The organism is Rouxiella badensis (assembly GCF_002093665.1).
GTDB classification, from domain to species: Bacteria; Pseudomonadota; Gammaproteobacteria; order Enterobacterales; family Enterobacteriaceae; genus Rouxiella; species Rouxiella badensis.
Map to the genome: position 1 here is coordinate 83,396 of NZ_MRWE01000011.1, position 19,971 is coordinate 103,366.

Here is a 19,971-nt window from a genome sequence, read left to right on the forward strand (position 1 = left end):
TAGCGTCTTCACAGTGACGGGAGTGTGATCGGCGTCGGTGAATCAGACGAAAAGAGGGCAGAAAGAGGGGAAAACCAGGCTGGGATTAAGCCTGGATACCGAGAATGGCTTTAGTGGTAATCATCGATTGGGCCAGCGGTTTGCCGTCGCGGTGCAGTTTATTGAGAAGACTGCCGCCGAGCCACAGTTGATAAAGCGCGGACGCCGTCTGTCGGGCATCGATAACTGTCAGGGAGCCGTCTTGCTGGCCCTGTTGTATACAGGCGCTGATCAGGTTAATCACCTGCGTGGTACCGTCGCGCAGCGTAAGGCGCATTGCCTCGGAAAGGTCGGCGACCTCGGCGCTAAGCTTAACGACCAGACACTCCAGCGCATCGCAGGCCTGAGTGCTACAGTCGTAGGAGTAGCGGTCGTGCCAGTTTTGCCAGTAGCTCATTAGCCGCTCACGGCCGGTCAGGTCGGCGGCGGAGAATCGGGTGTCCATGGCGGCAAGATAGGTGCGGAAGTAGTCCTCCAGCAGAGCCTGGCCGTATTGTTCCTTGGACTTGAAGTAGTGGTAGAACGAGCCCTTGGGCACGCCGGCCGTTTGCAGCAGTTCGTTGAGCCCTACGCTGGTAAAGCCCTTCACTGCCATCATTCGGTAGCCGGTATCAAGTATGTGCTGTCGAGTATCATCGTATGCTTGTTTCATGGCAGCGATAATATCACTCACTAGACCAGTCGTCTAGTTTTCGTCCGACGACAAGCACGATTTTCTATAACTGCCCAAAAAAGCGTTTTAAAAAAACCATTGACTTCATAAATCGAGAGGTAGAGACTGCATTCAGTTTCTAGACGACTGGTCTGTTATTGGTTTTAAGCTTCGAGCTTGCTCTGCAAAATCAGGCTTGAAAACCAATGGCAGTCCGCGTGTCACCGTTCAAATCACTCACGTAAGGGTTCAACATGAAAATTCTGATGGTTCTGACTTCTCACGACAAACTGGGCAACACCGGACGTAAAACAGGCTTCTGGCTGGAGGAGTTCGCTGCGCCTTATTACGCTTTTAAAGATGCCGGTGCCGAAGTCACGCTGGTCTCTCCGGCAGGCGGACAACCTCCGCTGGATCCAAAAAGTGATACCCCTGAAGCACAAACTGCCGAAACTGACCGCTTCCGTCAGGACCCGCAGGCCCAGCAGGAACTGGCCAGCACGGGGCTGCTTGCCGACGTCAATGCGGCAGACTTTGATGCGGTGTTTTATCCGGGCGGTCATGGCCCGCTGTGGGACCTGGCCGAGAGCGCAGACTCGATTGCCTTAATAGAAGCTTTCGCCAACGCCGACAAGCCACACGGCTTCGTCTGTCATGCACCGGGCGTGTTGCGCCACGTGAAGGCCGCCGACGGCTCAGCGCTGGTCAAAGGTCGCAAGGTTACCGGTTTCACCAATTCTGAAGAGGCCGCCGTGGGGCTAACCGACGTCGTGCCTTTCCTGGTTGAAGACGAATTTATCCGCCTCGGTGCCGACTACTCGAAGATTGGCGACTGGCAGGATTATGTGGTGGTCGACGGCCAGCTTGTTACCGGTCAAAACCCGGCCAGCTCGGCGTCAGTTGCTAAAGCACTGATTAAAAAACTGGCTCACTAAGTCTTTATCCTTTCTAAAAATCGCTTAAATCCGCCGACCGCTTTGGTCGGCGGATGAGTAAAAGAGAATTATTGTGAATAACGAATTTAAAAATATCACTATCGACCAGCTTCCTGGCGTTGTCGCGACCATGAAACAGGCGCACATTGAAGCGGGCCCGGCGAGCCTCGAGCTGCGACTCGACCGACTACAGCGCGCCGAGCGCCTGCTTAAGGAAAATCATCAGGCGCTGGCCGAGGCTATCTGCGCCGATTATGGCAATCGTAGCCGCTATCAGTCGCTGGCTGCCGACGTCGGTATGTCTATTAAATCTTTGCAACATGCGCAGGAAAACGTGGCGCAGTGGATGCAGACGCAGGAAAACAGCGAGCCAATGCCAGGCATGCAGGCGCGAATCGAGTTTCAGCCGCTCGGCGTTGTCGGCATCATCGTGCCGTGGAACTTCCCGCTGAATCTGGCGTTCTCTCCGCTGGCTGGCGTGTTTGCCGCCGGTAACCGGGCAATTTTCAAGCCTTCCGAACTGACGCCGAAAACCTCCGCGCTGCTGGCTCAGCTGGTCAGCCAGTATTTTGACTCGCTCGAACTGACCACCGTGCTAGGTGAGGCCGATGTGGGCGCGGCGTTCAGTGCACAGAAGTTTGACCACCTGATCTTCACCGGCAGTACGGCCGTGGGTCGCCACGTGATGCGCGCTGCGGCAGAAAACCTGGTGCCGGTCACGCTGGAGTTGGGCGGAAAATCGCCGGTGCTGGTGGCGCCTGACGCTAATTTGCGTACTGCGGTCGAGCGTACGCTCACAGTCAAAACCTTCAACGCCGGGCAAATTTGTATGTCACCCGACTATGTTCTGCTGCCGGAAGGGGCGCAGGATGAGTTTGTGCGCCATGCGCGCGAATTTATGCAGCAGGCGTTTCCCACCCTGCAAGGCAATGCGGATTACACCTCGCTGGTGTGTGACGCGCACTTTGAGCGACAAATTGCGCTGCTTGAAGACGCGAAAAGCAAGGGCGCAACCGTTGTGTCGCTGGCACCCGAAGGTGAAGTCGCCTATGACGCGGCCACCCGTAAAATGGCCACCGTGCTGGTGCTGAACGCGACCGATGATATGCGCGTGATGCAAGAAGAGGTGTTTGGTCCGGTTCTGCCGCTGAAAAGTTATCAGCAGGAGCAGGAAGCGGTGGCTTACATCAATGCGCATCCTCGTCCCCTGGCTGCCTACTACTTTGGTGATAATGCCGAAAATCAGCGTCGTATGGCCGATATGACCACCTCGGGTGGCCTGGTCATTAATGACATCATGACGCACTCCTCGGTCGAGAGCCTGCCGTTTGGCGGTGTGGGTCCGTCAGGGATGGGTGCCTATCACGGCATTCACGGCTTCCTGCGTTTTAGCCACGCCAAAGCTGTGGTTGAGCAAAGTCCGAGCGGTGAATCCAGCCTGAGACTGCGGGCACCTTATGGTGAAAAGCTCGAACAGTTAGAACAAATTCTGTCTCATTAATTTATTCGTATAAAATAGCCGCAACGAACCTGTGCAATGCAGGTTCGTTTTATGAGAATATTCGCAGAGAATATTATTTCCGGGTAACTAAGTGTTATATTTTTCCTTTCCGTCTATCCCCGTAATTATTCTGATTAAAATAACGCCATGTAAATTAATGAGTTATATTAAAAGTGCGTCAGATCAAGGAATTGTGTGATTTATTATTTTTGATAAGCTTATCAGAAATTACTGATATTTTTGCTCGTAATATTCATGTTATATTTTTCACACTTAATTCCCCGTGTCGTTAATTTAACGTAAGAGAACGTCTGGACTTATCATGATCTTATTAACCGGTGCGGCCGGATTCATCGGCTCTAATGTGCTGTCATCATTAAATAAAACCGGTATTACGGATGTGGTTATTTGCGATGCAATGGGCTGTGATGAAAAGTGGCGTAATATTAGCAATTGCGAATTCAGTGACTTCATCCCGCTGTCAAAACTCGATGCCTGGTTAGAGAAGAAACCAAAAATCGAGGCTATCATCCACCTGGGGGCTAAATCTGAAACCACGGCGGTTGACGCCGATGACGTGCTCGAGAACAACTTCTCCCGCTCGGTCCGCCTGTGGAAATTCTGCGCAGAGAACGAAGTCACTTTTATCTATGCTTCCTCCTCCTGTACCTACGGCGACGGCTCCGAAGGATTCAAAGACCATCAGTCCCCGCGCTTTCTGAATAAACTGACCCCGCTTAATCTTTATAGCTGGAGCAAGAATATTTTTGATTTACGCGTGGCTCGCGACGTTGAAAATAAAAATATTCAAACGCCTAAGCACTGGTACGGGCTTAAACTATTTAACGTTTACGGTCCCGGAGAGTACCACAAAGGCAACATGAAGAGCTCGGTAGGCAATATATGTCAGTCGGTGTTAAATGATAAACCGGTGACATTATTTAAGTCTGAAATTCCCGAGTTTAATGACGGCGAACAGTCGAGAGACTTTATCTATATCGATGATGTGACTCAGGTCATTAACTGGTTATTAGTCACCCAGCCTCAGTCGGGTATTTATAATGTCGGCACCGGTGAGGCCAATTCGTTTCTCACTATTGCAAAAACGGCCTTCGACCTGTCGCAAAGAAAGCAAAACATCCATTTTGCCCCGTTTCCCGAGGTGTTGAAAGAGAAGGCGCAATACTTTACTCAGGCTGACATCAGCAAAATTAGAGCTGCAGGCTATACCTCGAGCTTTACCCCGCTGCGTGAAGGGATGGCAAAATATATCGAATACTTGAAGCAGGTTGGCGGTTAAACGATCTTATCAAGACTTCCCGCCGCGCCATTTTGCGATAGAGTGAAAGCCTTATTTCACCTCTTCAGCCAAAGGATTGTCTATGTTTCCCTGCCATATGCGCATTGCGCGCCCGGTTACCGACTTAGCACGCAGTTTCCAGCTCTACCATGATGGATTAGGTCTGAACAAAATTGCCGAATTTGCTGACCATGACGGCTTCAGCGGCATTATGCTGGGCCATGACTCCCTCGCCTGGCACCTTGAATTTACCGTCTGCCATTCTCATCCTGTCAAACCTCAGCCCTCTACCGAAGATTTGCTGGTGCTGTACATCCCCGAGACCTCCGAGTGGCAGGCCTCCTGTGAGCGTATGTTGAGGGCAGGATTCGTTGCCGTTGAATCTTTCAATCCTTACTGGGACGTCGCAGGTAAAACCTTCATCGACACGGACAGTTACAGAGTGGTGCTACAGAACAGGGCGTGGGGATAACATAAAGGTTTTACCCAGGCGGCGATGCGCGGTTATTATCGAAAACGGGGTTTTTCCTAAAACCGAGCATTTAAGGAGAGAGCATGAGCGTTCAACGTGTCCAGCAGTTCCTTGCTGAGCATGCACCTGAGGCAACGGTCACGGTGCTGGAAAAAAGTACCGCTACGGTTGCCGAGGCAGCAGAGGCCTTCGAGGTTGAAAGCGGGCAGATAGCAAAAACGCTGTCGTTTCGGGTGAATGATGAGGTTGTACTGTTGGTGATGGCGGGCACGGCCCGGATCGACAATAAAAAGTACAAGCAGCTTTTCGGCGTCAAGGCGCGCATGTTGGCGTCTGACGAAGTCGAAACTTTGACCGGTTATCCGCCGGGTGGCGTTTGTCCGTTCGCCGCCGCTGATGCGGTCAAAGTGTATTGTGACCACAGTCTAAAAAGTTATGACGAAGTGCTGCCTGCGGGCGGCAGCGTTAATTCCGGCGTTCGCATTGCCCCGGCCAGACTGGCGAGCATTACCGGTGCAGACTGGATTGACGTGACCCGTTAAAGAAAGCGTTTTCTCACTCTGTTTGCAAAGAGCGGCCAAAAGGCTGCTTTTTTTATTTGAGCCTTTCAGACTTGGATGACTTCCTGCCTCTAAAAATCGTGCATCCTATTTCAGGATGGCTTAGCATTATCCTATCCCCCCCGATAGGATAGTAAAATGCATGCACATGAAACACATCCTGAAATCATAAAGCGCCTCAAGCGCGCGTCCGGCCATTTGAACAGCACCATCAAAATGCTTGAAGACCAGAGAACCTGTCTCGATATTGCGCAGCAGCTGCACGCGGTTGAGAAGGCGGTCATTAATGCCAAAAAAGTGTTGATCCACGACCATCTCGACCACTGTCTTGAACACGCGATTCAGGACGGCGAGGTGTCAGCCGACGTTATTCGCGCTTTCAAAGAAATTACCAAGTATCTCTAAGGATCAGCATGACCGATTTTTCTGCACTGTTGCAGTCGGGTATGGGTAATGCCTGGCTCTTTATTCCCAGCGCCATTTTGCTCGGCGCGCTGCACGGCCTCGAACCCGGGCATTCCAAGACCATGATGGCCGCGTTTATCGTGGCGATACGCGGTACCGTTCGTCAGGCGGTTTACCTTGGGCTGGCGGCGACAATTTCACATACGGCCATCGTCTGGCTGATTGCCATGGGGGGCATGGCGCTGAGCCACAAGTTTTCTGCCGAATCTACCGAGCCGTACTTTCAGCTTATTTCTGCGTTTATTATCGTCGCCACGGCGGCCTGGATGTTCTGGCGCACCTGGCGCGGTGAGCAGCAGTGGAAGGCCGAGCAGCGTTACCAGCAGGTCCATCAGGACAGCGATGAGTCAAAGCTCGTCGATACCGGGCATGGAAAGATTCAACTCTCGATTGTTGAAGAGGGCGGGCAGTCACGTTGGCGGATTAAGCGTATCTCGGGCCAGCACTGGAGCGCTAAGTCTGTTTCTGTTACCACCCGGCGTCAGAAAGGTTTTGCGCAGATTTTCGATTTTGAAGAAAAGGGGGATTTTCTGCAGTCAGTCCGCGCTATTCCCGAACCTCATCAGTTTATGGCTCGCCTGTCGTTGGGCCACGCGGGGCATTCGCATGATTATGATGTCGAATTTGCAGAAAGCTCGCACCCAAGTTCTCACGCTGAACTGGCAGGGTTAGACGTTTCTTCTCAGGAGTATCAGGACGCGCATGAGAAGGCGCACGCCAATGACATTAAACGACGCTTCGCAAATCGTGACGTGACCACGGGGCAGGTTATTCTTTTCGGGCTGACCGGAGGGCTAATTCCTTGTCCAGCGGCCATCACCGTGCTGTTGCTGTGTATCCAGGTCAAGGCATTCACGCTCGGTGCCGCACTGGTTTTCTGTTTCAGCATTGGACTGGCCATTACGCTGGTCACGGTTGGGGTTATTGCGGCCTACAGCGTGCGCAAGGCCACCCAACGCTGGAGCGGTCTGAACACTCTGGCGCGGCGGGCACCGTATTTCTCGAGCTTGCTGATAGCAATAGTCGGTTTATATATGGGGATCCACGGCTGGATTGGCGTGATGCGCTAGCTCTGCAAAGGCTAAAGAAGGATCAGGAGAGGCTCTGTTCAGACTCTCTTTTAACCCTGCTTCTGCTGGTGGGCCTTCTTGCGTTTAAGGTAATCGTCATCGGCGCGAAGTCGGTCCCAGTAGGTTTTGAAGATAGCGGCGGAGGCGGCTTTTTCTTCATCAATATCGCGCGGCAAAACAGAGCGGTCTTTGGCGTATTTCTTTCCTCCGGGATAATTGGCATAACGACGGGCGCGGGTGTAACCCATTTGGATAAATTTACGCGCCATATCCATGCCAACAAAATCATCCTGTTCGCGATAGCGTTCAAACAGCGTCATAATGGCTTCGGCTGAGGCCTTGGCAACGTCGGGGGTTTTGAAGCGCCAGTGGGGCAAAATCTCGGATTTATAAGGCTCAACCATCAGCACGCCCTGTTCACCGCGTCCAACCTGATAAAGCTCGGGGTGCTGGCGAAAGTCGATATTGTCGAAATCCTGCTGGTAATTAAACTTGCCCATTTTATCCGTCCTTGAAAAGTGTTTCGGGCGGCGAAATTGCGCCACGCCCCTTTGAATTATGTGTCAGGGTTTCTCATTCTGCACGCAGGACATGCCCTGAGCGAGGCCTGTGGTAAACTCCGAAAAACTTTTAAAGCGACAGGTGACCTGTGTCCCAGGAAATCAACACCCGGCTGCCGAGCCTGAATGCACTCCAGGCGTTGGTTCTGTGTGCAAAAACGCACAGCATCAGTAAAGCCGCACAACTTTTACACCGAAGCCAGGGCGCCATCAGCAGGCAGATAAAACAGCTGGAAGAAATGTACGGTATCTACCTGTTCGAACGTGAGCCCACCGGACTTACCCTGACTAAGGAAGGGCGCTTCTTCCTTGAAAATGCGCAGGCAATACTGGACAAAGTCAGTCAGTTAGAGACCGACTTATCGGCGATGAACAAGGTTGTGCTTATCAAGGCCCCTTCAACTTTTGCCATGCAGTGGCTGTTTCCGAAACTCGATAAAATTCAGCGCGCATTGCATGATTATATTATCAAGGTCGATACCTCTGCGGATGACAAGCAGCGCCAGGCCGGCGAGTTGGGCGACGTGAGCAGCATTATCATCACCCGAGACAGTATCGGATTGCCGTTCTATACCAGCTATAAGCTGTTTTCAGAAACGTTGACGCTGATGTGTTCACCCGCGCTTTATCAGCAAATACTGCTCGACCGAGAGGTGGTGAACACCGCCTGCAAGTTACGTATCTTGCCGAACATGAAACTGTGGAACCTTTGGCTTGCCGAAAACGGTTTTGAAATGGCCAATACCGAGAAAACCATTACTTTCGACACCTCAGAGATTGCCATGTCGGCGGCCGCAGACTCGCTGGGCGTTGCCTTGCTTGACCCCAGAATGGCCGCCTCGAGGATCGCACATAAATCTTTGGTCATCCCATTTGCGCATCAGGTCGCCAGCGGCAAAAGCTATTTTATGAACATTAAAGAGAAGGATCAGGCGAGTCCCGCCGTGGTGGCAATTAAAGAGATGATCCTTGGATTCACATGATCTCTTCTATTTCATGATGTTACTGATAGTTTCACTTTGCGCCCCCCTCTGAGTTTTTTAGATGGGGGTATGTCTTTTTTTACTTTGTATCGTCTGGCACAAACCCCTAGAGTACGTCGGATTCATTTGGCACCGCTGAAGAGACATTCTCAATGACCGCAATTGCCCCTACATTGACCCGCCAGGATTATAAAGTCATTTCACTTTCGCTCCTTGGCGGAGCGTTAGAAGTTTTCGATTTCATCATTTTTGTGTTTCTTTCCACTACCATTGCAAACGTCTTTTTCCCTGCCGATACCCCAGAATGGATACGTTTACTGGAAAGCATGACTATCTTCTCCGTCGGCTATCTGGCGCGTCCGCTCGGCGGCCTGCTGATTGCCCATTTCGCTGACCGCTATGGCCGTAAGCACATGTTTAATTTCACGGTGCTTTTTATGGCGATGCCTTGTCTGGCGATGGGGTTGTTGCCGGTCTATGCGCAGATTGGCTATTGGGCACCGCTGCTCCTGCTGGTGGCGAGGATAATTCAGGGGGCCGCGCTAGGGGGCGAGGTGCCCAATGCCTGGGTCTTTGTTGCCGAACATACGCCGACTGAACATCGGGGATTCGCGCTGGGTCTGCTTCAGGCTGGCCTGACGTTTGGCTATATGCTGGCCGCGCTGACCGTCACCTTTATCTCAAGCTACTTCACGGCCGATGAGCTTAACGCCTGGGCGTGGCGCATTCCTTTCATTGTCGGGGGACTGCTCGGTTTCATCTCGCTGTGGCTGCGCCGCTGGTTGCAAGAAACGCCGGTGTTTATCGCGCTGCAAAAGGAAAAGTCTCTTTCCGAACGTCTTCCATTGATGGACATTTTGCGCAAACACCGCAGGGCGGCCATCCCTGCTTCCCTGCTGACCGCCGTGTTGACCTCGGCGGTTATTATTGCCGTCGTCGCGTTACCCATTATCCTGCAGAAAAGCTGGCAATTTGATGCTGCAACCACCTTCAAGGTGAGCTGTTTAGGCATTCTGATGCTCAATATTGGCTGTATTATCGCGGGTCGTCTGGTTGACAGATTTGGCGCCTGGAACATTTTTGCCGTCTATTCCGTCATGCTGGCCATTGGCGTCACGGTGATGACCCTGTTTCTCGGCAGCAATGTGAAGACCGTTCTGGGCTGTTACCTTTTCCTGGGGCTGTGTTGCGGTGTGATTGCCGCCGTGCCGGCGGTGATGGTGCAGCTTTTCCCGCCGCAGGTGAAGGTGACGGGGATTTCTTTAATCTACAATCTGGCCTATTCGCTCTGTTCGAGCACGCTGCCACTGATCGTTTTGGCGCTTTATCGATATGCCCATTGGACGCTGGCGGGCATGGCATGGCTGGTTGCCGCCGTTGGCGTAATGACGTTTGTGTTCTACCGTAAAATTTCCGTTTACCGTTAACGGAAACTGTCACCCTGCGCGCTATGCCACTCTGAGAGGTTTACATTATTCTGAGCAGTGTGGCGCTACCCTATGGCCCGAAACCAGCCATTACAGCAGTTTCACTCCCTGTGGAATATGCCGGGGTACGCGGCTCATCATAAAGGTGCAGAGCTGCTCAATATTATTTTTCCGCTGACTGTTGGCCGACCAGACGAGGTAATAACCGTCCCCCGTGCTCACCGCCTGTTCGAAGGGCAACGCCAAAAGGCCGCTGTTGATGGCCTCCAGACTCAGCAGCAGATCGCCAACCGAGACGCCGTGGCCGCTGATCGCTGCCAGATTTCCCTGTTCAAGGGTATCAAAGACCTTACCTCGCGCAATATTCAGCGAATGCTGGTTTCCACTGCCCTTGAGCCAGCGTCGCCAGTCTCTGCGGTCGGTCGACGGATGAATAAGCTCACAGTCTGGCAGATTTTCACGCGCCTTTTGGTAAAGCTTCGGTGCACAGACCGGGATTAACCATTCTTTGAACAACAACGTGCTTTCCGTATTAGGACCAAATTTTCCATTGCCCAAAAGAATGGCGCAATCATAAGGTTCTTTACTGAAATCAATGGTATCGATGTCCATCCACACGCTGGTTATTTCGATGGTCGGCGTTGAGTTTTCTTCCCTGAAGACGTTCAGCACATCGAGCAGCCAGCGCATGGTCAGCGTCGACGGCGCTTTCAAACGAAGCTGGTGACTGTTGCTTTGAAAAGCACGGCAGGCATTTTCCAGACTCTGAAATCCCTCCTGCAACTGCCCGGCAAGAAAACGCCCGGCGTCAGAAATCTCGACGCGCGGGCCGCAACGGGTGAACAGCTGACACTCAAACCAGGCTTCTAATGTGCGGATATGTCTGCTTACGGCACCCGGCGTGACGTTAAGTGCCGCAGCAGCCTGGCTAAAAGAGCCGTAGCGTGCGGCAGTTTCGAAGGCCCGCAGTGCGTAAAGCGGCGGAAGAGACTGATTCATTCTTGGCGCTCATTGTGAGTTTTACTCACAGTTAACTGTAGTTTTATCCGTTTTTCAAGACCCCGTTCTCTGGGAATAATCTCAGTCAGCGTAGCCAAAATTAATAAGGAAAGTTGATGGAAAACGGTTTATTGGCTAATGGAGAAATGGTCAAACAGGCTGATTTAAGAATGATAGGCCATGATATTGGAAAATTCACCGGCGAAATTGACTGGCGAGTCGAGGCCTTCTTCGATATCAGCCTGTGTATGAACGATCCTTTGTTTCCTTGTCTTTTTGCCCGTAACGCATGGAAAAGTGAAGCGCTTAACTTTGCCTTTGTCAGCACGAGCTCCACGCAGGTGGACGTGATTAGTGCGTTAAAGGCCTTTGTACATCGTACAAAAACAGTCAAAGAGGAAGACAGGCTTTATAGCCCCCTGCTGATGGTCTTCGAGCAGACCGGTTTCCAGAATTTGCGTCAGGAGCATGAGTTTGCCTGGCAGCGCATTCAGGAAATGCACGACGGCGACCCGCAGAGTTGGCCGGATGCCATTCCGACCGATCCACAAAGCAGCGAATGGTCATTTTGCTTTGGGGGCATAGAGCTTTTTATCAACATCAGCTGTCCGAGTCATCTCCAGCTGCGAAGCCGGAATCTCGGACAGCATGTTGTTTTTGTTATTAATCCCCGGGCCCATTTTGACATTGTGGCCAGCCATAAAGATGTAAAAGGTGTGAAAGTGAGAGAGAAGATCCGCAGGCGCGTCTGCAATTACAACAATGGCTATCTGCCGAAGGCGCTGGGCTTTTACGGCGATGAGCACAATCTGGAATGGAAGCAGTATCAGATGAATGAGCCGGGCAGTGCGGATTTCTCGCGGTGTCCGCTGCATATTCATAATAAAGGGGGTAAAGCATGAATCTCACACTGCTGAGCGCCTATATTCTCTCAGTGCTGATGCTGCTGCTTACACCCGGCCCCGTGGTGGCGTTGGTCACAGGCACGGCGGCGCGCCATGGTTATCGTAAGGCGTTCGCCACGGTCGTAGGGACCAATGGGGCTTCTCTGGTACTGATTGCCTTTGCTGCGCTGATGCTTGCTGGCGTGGTCTCTCTGAAATCAATCTATCTGTATGTGCTCGGCACCGTCGGCTCAATCTTCATCGGTTACATGGCCGTGCAGGGGTTGATAGGCCTGAGCAAGACGGAGACGGCAATAGACGAAGAGTTGCCTGCCCCCGTGATACAAAGCAGCGGCGGATTTTTTCGCGGCTTCATGACCGGGATCTCTAACCCTAAAGATATCCTGTTCTTCGTTTCTTTCTTTCCACAGTTCATTACCGTAACACGTGATTTTGGTAGCAGTATCATGACCTTATCCTTGGTGTGGATCTTCTTCGACTTTTCCGTTCTGACCCTTTATATCCTGGCGGTAAGACGGTGGGTCCCTGCTAAACACAGTAAGAAGTTTGAGCTTGCCTCTTCAATTTTCCTGCTGGGCGTTGCGTTTTGCGGCGTCATTTATAACGTAGGTGAGATAATCTCCAGCCTTAACGCACCTGTATAGCTTCCTCCCCGATTTGAGGAAAAGCGCGCCTACGGTATGTAGAGCGCGTTTTTTTTTACCCTTACTTACCGTTGCGCCTCAAATGTGCGTTATTGATCGACATGACGAGGTTGCTTTTTCGTTAATGACTTCTTATTCTTATGTTCGAAGGTTTTAATTCTTCATTCGAAGGTTGATAACCCCTATGTGGAGCAGAATATGGAACAGTCATTTACCAGCCAGACCCTACCAGAAGACCATAAAAAGAATATTGTACAAATGAAGAAAGAGCTTCGTCGCCAGATTGGCGATGTTGAAGCGCTTTTCGCCGAGGTTTGTAATAAGATTGAGCAAGAGTTAGAGGAAATCAGTGCCGTCAAGGCCCAGGGACAAACCGCGTGGCCGGTGGTGGATTACGCCGAGATTGAGGCAGGGACAGTTTCACAGAACACCCTTGCCCAGATTAAGAAACGCGGATGCCTGGTAGTCAGGCAAAACTTCCCCCGTGAGCAGGCGCTGGCGTGGGATAAATCGATGATTGATTATCTCGATTCCAACAACTTCGACGAGCAGTATCGCGGTCCGGGTGACAATTTCTTTGGCAGTCTGGAGGCTTCAAAGCCTGAAATTTTCCCAATCTATTGGTCTCCGGCGCAGATGAACGCCCGACAAGATCCGCGCATGGCGAACGTGCAGTCATTCATGAACCGCCTCTGGAAGTTTGAGTCCGGCGGCCTAAGCTGGTTTGATCCTGATATCAACATTATCTATCCCGACCGTATCCGCCATCGTCGTCCGGGGACGACCTCCAAAGGCCTCGGCGCCCACACCGATTCTGGCGCACTGGAGCGCTGGCTGCTGCCTGCTTATCAGAAAGTGTTTCGTAAAATCTTCACCGGACGTTTCAGTGAATACGATCCGTGGGATGCGGCATACCGTACCGAAGTCAATGAATATGAGGTAGGCAACACCACCAAATGTTCAGCTTTCCGGACGTTTCAGGGGTGGACGGCGCTGTCGGATATGGCGCTGAACCAAGGGTTACTGCACGTCGTGCCTATCCCGGAAGCGATGGCGTACGTCCTGCTGCGCCCGCTGCTGGATGACGTGCCGGAAGACGAGCTTTGCGGCGTCGCACCCGGCAGAGTATTGCCTATTTCTGAAAAATGGCATCCGCTGTTAGTCAAAGCGCTGAGCAGCATTCCGGCGTTAGAGGCGGGGGACTCCGTGTGGTGGCACTGCGACGTAATTCACTCGGTAGCCCCGGTCGAAGACCAGAAAGGCTGGGGGAATGTGATGTATATTCCCGCCGCGCCGCTGTGCGAGAAAAACGTCGAATACGCCAAAAAAGTTGCCCAGGCCTTTGCGCGCGGTGGTTCTCCGGCCGATTTCCCGAAAGAGGATTACGAGGCCGAGTGGCAAAACCGCTTTAAACCTCAAGACCTGAACGCCATCGGCAAGAGGGCGCTGGCGTTAAACGGCTAAATACGACGTAAAGCCCCAAAGCCCGTGTGTGAGCCCAAATCATTGATTTGGGCCTTTTACTTTCATTCGAAAGTCTTACGGATTAACGATGTTAAGCGCAATGCCCATGGCTTCGAGTTTATGCTGATACTCGGCAGGCAGTTCAGCATCGGTAATGACCCTGCTTATGGGATATTGTTCGGAAAGGGGATAGGGCTGAATAGACCCGAACTTTGAGGAGTCGGTCAGCACGATAGTTTCTGTGGATTTAGCCAGAATCGCATTCACCACGTCGCTGCGCATCATATCGCGCCCGGTAAAACCGGTACTGTCGTGGAAGCCGTCGATACCGATAAACGCCTTGCTGAAATGCACCTGCTGAATGCCACTGCGGGTTAGCGGGCCGACAACCGACTGACTGCCTTTCTGATAAAAGCCGCCAAGAATGATGACGTCGCACTCGGTATCTTTCAAAAGATTGGCAATGTAATAGCTCACGGTAATGAGAGTGACATTGCCACGTTCAGCTAGCGTGCGCGCCAACAGGGCATTGGTGCTGCCCCCCTCGATAAACACCGACTCTCCGTCTTCCACCAGCGAAGCGGCAAACTCTGCGATAAGCTTCTTGGTGAGGAAGTTGGTTTGCATGCGTTGATCGAGATTATCGCTCTCGGTCGACACCGCCGATCCGTGGACTCGCTTGAGGTAGTGCTGACTCTCGAGCGCATTGAGATCCTGACGTACGGTAACCTCAGACACGCTGCAAAGCTGCGCCAACTCGCTGACGCTGACGCTTTTACGCTGATTAACGATTTCGAGAATTTGCTGTTGGCGTGTGTTCATAGTTCTCATTCGGGTTGCTGAGTACCAAAATACTCTATCACAACAACGAGATGGCCTGTTACTCCCGAAATGAATTCCGTCTTATTGGCACGCTACAGGCTTTGTCTCCTTATCGGTCTACCAGGGGGACGACATCATGACGACAATCAGTGACTCAGTATCGCTATCACGTCAGTCAAAATGGAGCCAGCTGCTCCTCGGGCTTATCTGTATGGCGTTCATCTACAGCCCGCTGTTTGTGCTGCTTTCCGGCCTGGTGTTCTTCGGCTGCGCCATTTCCTTCGACTTCATCACCGCCGCGCTTGCTCTCTGGCGGCTGAAGCCGTGGTGAGCAAGGTTTATGCAGGCGCGCTACTTCAGGTATTCTGCTGGTCGATACGCTCTGCCAGCAGGCCGTGAAACAGCTTCGTCGCCATGGAGAGCGTGCGTTGGCGAGGCAAACACAGGCTGACGTTCACTACGCCCATCAACGGGTCGGCTAACGGAATCGCCATCAGTTTCTCATTCTCGACGGTATCACCGACGTTGAGTTGCGGCAGAATGATCAGCGCCAATCCCAGGCTGGCCAGCTTCTTTTGTACGTCCAGTGAGCTCACGATAAATCGCATATCAAAGGTGAGTCCTTCCCGTTTCGCCGCCGATTCTAAAAGCTGCCTAACCGAGAAGTTTGAGGGAGGAATCGAAATCGGATGCGCCGCCACGTCCCTTAAGGTCAGAAAGCCACGCCCCGCAAGGGGATGATGCACCGACATCAACACCTTATGCTGTAGTTTACAGCCGTGAGTCTGCATCGCCTCAGTGCTGACCGGCATATAAAAGGTCAGTGCCACGTCAGCCTTTCCGGAAACCAATACCTCGGCAATGTGCGGCGCGCTGCCAATTTCTATTTCAAAGGTGACTTTGGGATGCAGTTTGCGAAAGTCTTCAATGGCGGGGGCGATGAACGAGGAAATGAGACTCTCAGCGGCGCAGACTCTGACGGTGCCGGAGACGATGCTCTGCGACGCCGAAATCTTTTCCTTCACCGAATCCAGCTCCTGAAGCGTTGCCTGCACGGCCTGCGCCAGATACTGCCCCTCACGGGTTAATTTTATTCCCCGCGGGCTGCGCTCAATCAAGGGTGCGCCATAAAAGTGTTCGAGTATTTCAATTTGCCGCGTCACGGCGGTGGGAGTAACAAAAAGCTTGTCTGCCGCCTCTCGCAGCGAGCTCGATTTTGCCACCTGACTGAAATATCGTAATGCGCGCAGCTGCATATTATTCCCTTTTTTAAACGGCAGCGTTGCTCTTTAAAGAGGCAAAGAGATCACTTTCCGTGCATTTAAATTAAAACGCCGTTAATTGAACAGCAGCGTCTTTATAAAAAACGATTGGCAATCATCGTCATACTTTGTGTTTCCGGAATAAATAGTTTTGCCGATTATTCGCGGGGCGCACATTTTGAGTGCATTGCTGCGCAAAGAGAATGCGCCAGTAAAATTCATGATAAAAAATATTTTATTTTTATCGATTAATATCAATGGGTAATATTAATTGATAATGTTTATTTAAAGCAAAGTCCAGCATTGGGTGCACACATTTTTTATACGCTGAACATGATATTTAGTGATAGTGGCGCTAAGCGCGTTTTGTTATTCAATAGAGAGCTTAAATAGCGATGCCCGTCTCGGTAATATCACCTGACAATATTGAGGAACGCCTTAATGTCGAATGAAATAACCCTGGGTCGTGTCAGACCCGCCCCAACGCGAAAGGAAGTGGTCGCTGTGGTGCTGGGGGCGGCCGTAGAATTTTTTGATTTTAGCGCTTATGCGACTTTTGCCTTGATGATAGGAAACGTCTTCTTTCCCTCCGATACGCCTTTTATGAGTCTGTTATTGTCCGTTTCGGTATTTGGGATAGGTTTTATTGTGCGTCCGCTGGGGGCAATATTTATCGGCAGCTATGCCGATAGGGCAGGCCGTAAACCCGCCATGCTGTTGACGATGGTATTAATGACGCTGGGCACCGGTGGACTGGTTTTTCTTCCGGGCTATGCAACGATAGGCGTGGCAGCCCCGGTGTTGCTGGTGATTATTCGTATGATTCAGGGGCTGGCATGGGGAGGCGAAGCCGGGCCAGCGACGACGTTTATTATGGAGGCTGCGCCGAAAGGCAAACGCGCGTTCTTTACCAGCTGGCAAATTGTGGCACAGGGTATCGCCGGTATTACCGCCGGGCTAATCGGTTATTCCCTTACCGTTTTTCTGACCCACGACCAGCTGGCAAGCGGGGGATGGCGAGTGCCGTTCGCCTTTGGCCTTCTGGTGCTGCCTATTGCCCTCTATCTGCGCCGCAATTTGCATGAAAATTTCACTCAAGAGGACCGGGCGGCCAGTAAAAACACCAAAACGCTGCTGACCGACGTCGCCAAAAATCATGGCAGACTGGTGCTGCTCGGCATCTTTATGCTTTCGGGCAGTACCATTACTCAATATTTTCTCAATTACATGACCACCTATGCGCTTAATGAACTGCATTTTGCGCCGAGCACCGCCATGGTGTCGACCATCCTGATTGGCGTCTGTGTGGTGGTCTTCTCGTTGACTGGTGGTTGGATGGCCGACCGCTTTGGCCGCAAGGTCACGATTATCGCACCGAGGCTGCTGCTGTTACTGTTACTCCTTCCGGGTCTGGAGATTATCAATACCTGGCGCAGTGATGCGGTGTTCTTCAGTGTTATTACCGTTTTGGCCGCGCTACAGTGCATCAGCGGTTCCGGCGTGCTGGTGGTACTTTGCGAAAACTTTCCAAAAGCCATCCGTTCCACCGGTTTCTCTATTGCCTACGCCTTCGGCATTACGCTGTTTGGCGGCACGGCGCAAATCGTCTTTTCATGGCTTATCAAACTTACTAACAACCCTGTTTCACCGGGCTATTACCTGATTGCCGCCAATATCCTCTGCCTGGTCTCTGTGATGTTGATCAAGGCACCTTCACGCGCCCCGATAGCGCTGTCGATGAATGCCGGGAACGGCTGACCGCTGCTGTTCAACGATGGGATATTAACTTTTAAATCAAAAGGATCAGTAACCATGACCCACGTAATGAGCTGGGATGAATGGACCGCCTGCGATGCGGTTGGCATGAGCGAACTGTTGAAAAAAGGCGAGGTGCTGCCTGCCGAACTGGCGGCGCAGGCGGCTGAGGCAACGGCACGGGTCAATCCACAAATTAGCGCAGTCGTTGAACTGTTTGATGATGCGATCCGCGAACCCTCCACCGACGGCACAAATATGGCCGGTCCGTTCGGCGGTGTGCCTTTTCTGGTCAAAGATCTTGGGCCTGGCGTCAAAGGACGGCTTCAGGAGCAGGGGTCGAAATTCCTGCAAGGAAACCGGCCAGGCGAAGACAGCTTTCTTACCCAGCAGTTCAGAAAAGCCGGGCTGAATATCATTGGCCGCAGCGCGACGCCCGAGTTTGGCGTATGCAGTTCCGCCGAAAATCCAGAGGTCTATATCACGCGCAACCCGTGGAATACCGCGTATACCCCCTTCGGATCGTCGGCCGGAGCTTCGGCCTCGGTGGCCGCTGGCATTTTGCCGCTTGCCCACGCCACCGACGGCGGCGGTTCGATACGTATTCCTGCGGGCGCCAATGGCCTTATCGGGCTCAAAAGTTCGCGCGGCGTTTTCTCGATTGCACCGGCGCTGTCGGACATCACCGGCTATGTCTCGACCCAGGGCTGTGTGAGCCGCACGGTCAGAGATACGGCCTTTTTTGTCGACTGCTGCCGAGGGGCCGCGCCGGGCGAATTCATGCCTTACTGGAACAGTGATGAGCCTTACGCCGAACTGATAAAGCGCGACCCCGCGCCTTTGCGCATCGCCCTCTCACATCAGTGGGGGCCTTATCAGTCGGATTCACACTTCGTCAGCGAGCTGGAACGCACCGGCAGACTGCTTGAGGAGTTAGGGCATCAGGTAGAGTGGGTTACGCCCGATATCGATTTTGAGGCCGCCTTTGCCGCACAAACCGCCTGCTATATCAGCAACTTTGCCCAGTTTATTGCGCGTCTGCTTGAGAAAAAAGGGTTAACCCGCCCGCCGCCCGAGTGGGTTGAGCCGATAAATATCAAAATCTGGCAAAAGGGGATTGATATGTCTTACAGCGAACGTTGGAAAATGCAGGAGGTGTTCAATACCACCTCACGGCGTTTGGGCAATTTTTATCAGCAGTGGGATCTTATCCTCACGCCGACGTTCTCCAGGCCGACGCCGCTGATTGGCGAAACGCGTTATTTGACGCTGAGCGATAATCCCGACGTGCTGAGCTGGTTTTACCAACTGTGGGACATTTTCTCCTACACCCCGCTCGCCAGCCTGACCGGTACGCCGGGGATATCGATTCCGCTGGCAACGCAGCAGTCAGGGCTGCCGCTGGGAATGCATCTGCAAACCCGACAGGCGAATGACGGCCTGCTGTTGCAGGTGGCCGCGCAGCTTGAGCGCGCATTCGGCGGCAGTTTCTATAAAAATACCCGCCCGTCGGTGCACGTCACGCGATGAAACCTGAGAGCCGCCGGGGTGGGCCGTTATTCACGCAGATGCTGGGTCGGTAGGGCGGTGGTGTATTTTACCTGACTCAGCGCAAAGCTTGAGCGGATACTGGCGACGCCGTCAATCTGCGTCAGGCAGTCCATCATCAGCGCCTGATATTTTTGCAGATTCTCGACCACCACGCGCAGCATAAAATCAGACTCGCCGGTCATCAGGTAACACTCCATCACCTCCGGGCGCTCGCTTACCGAATCGGTAAAGCGCTTCAGAGAGTCTCTGTCCTGCTGCTTTAGGGTGACGTGCACAAACACGTTGACCGCTAAACCCAGCGCCAACGGATCGACCAGCATCGCCGATCCGCGAATAATGCCTTTCTCGCGCATGTCGGCCACCCTGCGCCAGCATGGCGACACCGACAGCCCAACGATTTCAGCAAGCTCGGCGTTACTGATATCGGCGTTTTGTTGCAAAACGTCGAGGATCCGCAGGCTGGTTTCATCCAGCGAGATTTTATCTAAAGGCATGACGCGTCTCTTGAGGTATAAAAAACCTTGATTTGGTTTTATGAGGAAATAGTTGTTCTTAATTTAGCATTTGTATGAAAATTGAGAACAGTTTTTCTTCAGCCGCTCCCA

General features: G+C 52.4%; 21 protein-coding genes. 15 read left to right on the forward strand and 6 right to left on the reverse strand.

The annotated features are described in order from the left end of the window. Positions 1-85: 85 nt before the first annotated feature. Positions 86-691 (reverse strand): TetR/AcrR family transcriptional regulator, encoded by a 606-nt coding sequence (locus BS640_RS08595; RefSeq protein ID WP_026110323.1) that lies wholly within the window; start codon positions 689-691, stop codon positions 86-88. A gap of 254 nt (positions 692-945) precedes the next feature. Here BS640_RS08595 and BS640_RS08600 point away from each other — a divergent pair, with 254 nt between their 5' ends. From BS640_RS08600 to BS640_RS08630, 7 genes are all read left to right on the forward strand, one after another. Further along, positions 946-1,626: a type 1 glutamine amidotransferase domain-containing protein gene (locus tag BS640_RS08600; RefSeq protein ID WP_084912382.1), complete on the forward strand. Its 681-nt coding sequence runs from the start codon at positions 946-948 to the stop codon at positions 1,624-1,626. Between the two features lie 73 nt (positions 1,627-1,699). Beyond that, complete coding sequence (locus BS640_RS08605; protein ID WP_084912383.1) at positions 1,700-3,127, forward strand: coniferyl aldehyde dehydrogenase; 1,428 nt, start codon at positions 1,700-1,702, stop codon at positions 3,125-3,127. A gap of 322 nt (positions 3,128-3,449) precedes the next feature. After that, entirely contained in the window at positions 3,450-4,427 is a 978-nt protein-coding gene (gene rfaD, locus BS640_RS08610) for an ADP-glyceromanno-heptose 6-epimerase (RefSeq protein WP_084912384.1), read from the forward strand. Between the two features lie 82 nt (positions 4,428-4,509). After that, the gene (locus tag BS640_RS08615; RefSeq protein WP_017490364.1) at positions 4,510-4,899 is read left to right on the forward strand and encodes a VOC family protein; all 390 of its coding nucleotides are present in this window, start codon (positions 4,510-4,512) and stop codon (positions 4,897-4,899) included. Positions 4,900-4,982: 83 nt separating this feature from the next. Continuing rightward, entirely contained in the window at positions 4,983-5,441 is a 459-nt protein-coding gene (locus BS640_RS08620; RefSeq protein ID WP_017490365.1) for a YbaK/EbsC family protein, read from the forward strand. A 156-nt stretch (positions 5,442-5,597) separates the two neighbouring features. After that, positions 5,598-5,864 carry a metal-sensing transcriptional repressor gene (locus BS640_RS08625; RefSeq protein WP_084912385.1) on the forward strand — a complete coding sequence of 89 codons (267 nt, stop codon included), beginning with the start codon at positions 5,598-5,600 and terminating at the stop codon, positions 5,862-5,864. Between the two features lie 8 nt (positions 5,865-5,872). Beyond that, entirely contained in the window at positions 5,873-6,994 is a 1,122-nt protein-coding gene (locus BS640_RS08630) for a nickel/cobalt efflux protein RcnA (protein ID WP_084912386.1), read from the forward strand. A gap of 50 nt (positions 6,995-7,044) precedes the next feature. Here the strand turns inward: BS640_RS08630 and BS640_RS08635 are convergent, their stop codons facing one another. Beyond that, positions 7,045-7,494, reverse strand: coding sequence for a DUF4385 domain-containing protein (locus BS640_RS08635; protein WP_017490368.1), 450 nt, complete (start codon positions 7,492-7,494; stop codon positions 7,045-7,047). A gap of 149 nt (positions 7,495-7,643) precedes the next feature. Between BS640_RS08635 and BS640_RS08640 the strand changes: the two genes are divergently transcribed. Both BS640_RS08640 and BS640_RS08645 read left to right on the forward strand, forming a co-directional pair. Continuing rightward, entirely contained in the window at positions 7,644-8,537 is an 894-nt protein-coding gene (locus BS640_RS08640; protein WP_084912387.1) for a LysR family transcriptional regulator, read from the forward strand. A 152-nt stretch (positions 8,538-8,689) separates the two neighbouring features. Then, positions 8,690-9,964 (forward strand): MFS transporter, encoded by a 1,275-nt coding sequence (locus tag BS640_RS08645; protein ID WP_084912388.1) that lies wholly within the window; start codon positions 8,690-8,692, stop codon positions 9,962-9,964. A 90-nt stretch (positions 9,965-10,054) separates the two neighbouring features. Here BS640_RS08645 and BS640_RS08650 read toward each other — a convergent pair whose 3' ends face one another. After that, positions 10,055-10,963, reverse strand: coding sequence for a LysR family transcriptional regulator (locus BS640_RS08650; protein ID WP_017490371.1), 909 nt, complete (start codon positions 10,961-10,963; stop codon positions 10,055-10,057). A gap of 116 nt (positions 10,964-11,079) precedes the next feature. Between BS640_RS08650 and BS640_RS08655 the strand changes: the two genes are divergently transcribed. From BS640_RS08655 to BS640_RS08665, 3 genes are all read left to right on the forward strand, one after another. Next, entirely contained in the window at positions 11,080-11,865 is a 786-nt protein-coding gene (locus BS640_RS08655; protein ID WP_017490372.1) for a YqcI/YcgG family protein, read from the forward strand. After that, the gene (locus BS640_RS08660) at positions 11,862-12,512 is read left to right on the forward strand and encodes a LysE family translocator (protein ID WP_084912389.1); all 651 of its coding nucleotides are present in this window, start codon (positions 11,862-11,864) and stop codon (positions 12,510-12,512) included. The genes BS640_RS08655 and BS640_RS08660 overlap by 4 nt, the downstream gene beginning before the upstream one ends. Before the next feature lie 198 nt (positions 12,513-12,710). Beyond that, positions 12,711-13,976 (forward strand): DUF1479 domain-containing protein, encoded by a 1,266-nt coding sequence (locus BS640_RS08665; protein ID WP_017490374.1) that lies wholly within the window; start codon positions 12,711-12,713, stop codon positions 13,974-13,976. A 75-nt stretch (positions 13,977-14,051) separates the two neighbouring features. Here BS640_RS08665 and BS640_RS08670 read toward each other — a convergent pair whose 3' ends face one another. Next, positions 14,052-14,798, reverse strand: a complete 747-nt coding sequence (locus BS640_RS08670; RefSeq protein WP_017490375.1) for a DeoR/GlpR family DNA-binding transcription regulator — start codon at positions 14,796-14,798, stop codon at positions 14,052-14,054. Between the two features lie 136 nt (positions 14,799-14,934). Between BS640_RS08670 and BS640_RS08675 the strand changes: the two genes are divergently transcribed. After that, positions 14,935-15,129, forward strand: coding sequence for a hypothetical protein (locus tag BS640_RS08675; RefSeq protein WP_017490376.1), 195 nt, complete (start codon positions 14,935-14,937; stop codon positions 15,127-15,129). A gap of 25 nt (positions 15,130-15,154) precedes the next feature. Here BS640_RS08675 and BS640_RS08680 read toward each other — a convergent pair whose 3' ends face one another. Then, the gene (locus BS640_RS08680) at positions 15,155-16,054 is read right to left on the reverse strand and encodes a LysR family transcriptional regulator (protein ID WP_017490377.1); all 900 of its coding nucleotides are present in this window, start codon (positions 16,052-16,054) and stop codon (positions 15,155-15,157) included. A 447-nt stretch (positions 16,055-16,501) separates the two neighbouring features. On the opposite strand from BS640_RS08680, the gene BS640_RS08685 reads away from it, so the two are divergent. Both BS640_RS08685 and BS640_RS08690 read left to right on the forward strand, forming a co-directional pair. After that, complete coding sequence (locus BS640_RS08685; protein WP_084912390.1) at positions 16,502-17,818, forward strand: MFS transporter; 1,317 nt, start codon at positions 16,502-16,504, stop codon at positions 17,816-17,818. Positions 17,819-17,872: 54 nt separating this feature from the next. Beyond that, positions 17,873-19,345 carry an amidase gene (locus BS640_RS08690; RefSeq protein WP_084912391.1) on the forward strand — a complete coding sequence of 491 codons (1,473 nt, stop codon included), beginning with the start codon at positions 17,873-17,875 and terminating at the stop codon, positions 19,343-19,345. Positions 19,346-19,371: 26 nt separating this feature from the next. Here the strand turns inward: BS640_RS08690 and BS640_RS08695 are convergent, their stop codons facing one another. Further along, the gene (locus BS640_RS08695; protein ID WP_017490380.1) at positions 19,372-19,860 is read right to left on the reverse strand and encodes an Lrp/AsnC family transcriptional regulator; all 489 of its coding nucleotides are present in this window, start codon (positions 19,858-19,860) and stop codon (positions 19,372-19,374) included. Positions 19,861-19,971 lie beyond the last annotated feature (111 nt).

Excerpts from the sequence above, each read along its gene's own strand:
- BS640_RS08630 (WP_084912386.1), top strand. The coding sequence starts at position 5,873 with ATGACCGATTTTTCTGCACTGTTGCAGTCGGGTATGGGTAATGCCTGG.
- BS640_RS08660 (WP_084912389.1), top strand. The coding sequence starts at position 11,862 with ATGAATCTCACACTGCTGAGCGCCTATATTCTCTCAGTGCTGATGCTG.
- BS640_RS08595 (WP_026110323.1), bottom strand. The coding sequence starts at position 691 with ATGAAACAAGCATACGATGATACTCGACAGCACATACTTGATACCGGC.
- BS640_RS08690 (WP_084912391.1), top strand. The coding sequence starts at position 17,873 with ATGACCCACGTAATGAGCTGGGATGAATGGACCGCCTGCGATGCGGTT.
- BS640_RS08665 (WP_017490374.1), top strand. The coding sequence starts at position 12,711 with ATGGAACAGTCATTTACCAGCCAGACCCTACCAGAAGACCATAAAAAG.
- BS640_RS08600 (WP_084912382.1), top strand. The coding sequence starts at position 946 with ATGAAAATTCTGATGGTTCTGACTTCTCACGACAAACTGGGCAACACC.
- BS640_RS08670 (WP_017490375.1), bottom strand. The coding sequence starts at position 14,798 with ATGAACACACGCCAACAGCAAATTCTCGAAATCGTTAATCAGCGTAAA.
- BS640_RS08620 (WP_017490365.1), top strand. The coding sequence starts at position 4,983 with ATGAGCGTTCAACGTGTCCAGCAGTTCCTTGCTGAGCATGCACCTGAG.
- BS640_RS08655 (WP_017490372.1), top strand. The coding sequence starts at position 11,080 with ATGGAAAACGGTTTATTGGCTAATGGAGAAATGGTCAAACAGGCTGAT.
- BS640_RS08645 (WP_084912388.1), top strand. The coding sequence starts at position 8,690 with ATGACCGCAATTGCCCCTACATTGACCCGCCAGGATTATAAAGTCATT.
- BS640_RS08650 (WP_017490371.1), bottom strand. The coding sequence starts at position 10,963 with ATGAATCAGTCTCTTCCGCCGCTTTACGCACTGCGGGCCTTCGAAACT.
- BS640_RS08675 (WP_017490376.1), top strand. The coding sequence starts at position 14,935 with ATGACGACAATCAGTGACTCAGTATCGCTATCACGTCAGTCAAAATGG.
- BS640_RS08680 (WP_017490377.1), bottom strand. The coding sequence starts at position 16,054 with ATGCAGCTGCGCGCATTACGATATTTCAGTCAGGTGGCAAAATCGAGC.
- BS640_RS08695 (WP_017490380.1), bottom strand. The coding sequence starts at position 19,860 with ATGCCTTTAGATAAAATCTCGCTGGATGAAACCAGCCTGCGGATCCTC.
- BS640_RS08625 (WP_084912385.1), top strand. The coding sequence starts at position 5,598 with ATGCATGCACATGAAACACATCCTGAAATCATAAAGCGCCTCAAGCGC.
- BS640_RS08615 (WP_017490364.1), top strand. The coding sequence starts at position 4,510 with ATGTTTCCCTGCCATATGCGCATTGCGCGCCCGGTTACCGACTTAGCA.
- BS640_RS08685 (WP_084912390.1), top strand. The coding sequence starts at position 16,502 with ATGTCGAATGAAATAACCCTGGGTCGTGTCAGACCCGCCCCAACGCGA.
- rfaD (WP_084912384.1), top strand. The coding sequence starts at position 3,450 with ATGATCTTATTAACCGGTGCGGCCGGATTCATCGGCTCTAATGTGCTG.
- BS640_RS08635 (WP_017490368.1), bottom strand. The coding sequence starts at position 7,494 with ATGGGCAAGTTTAATTACCAGCAGGATTTCGACAATATCGACTTTCGC.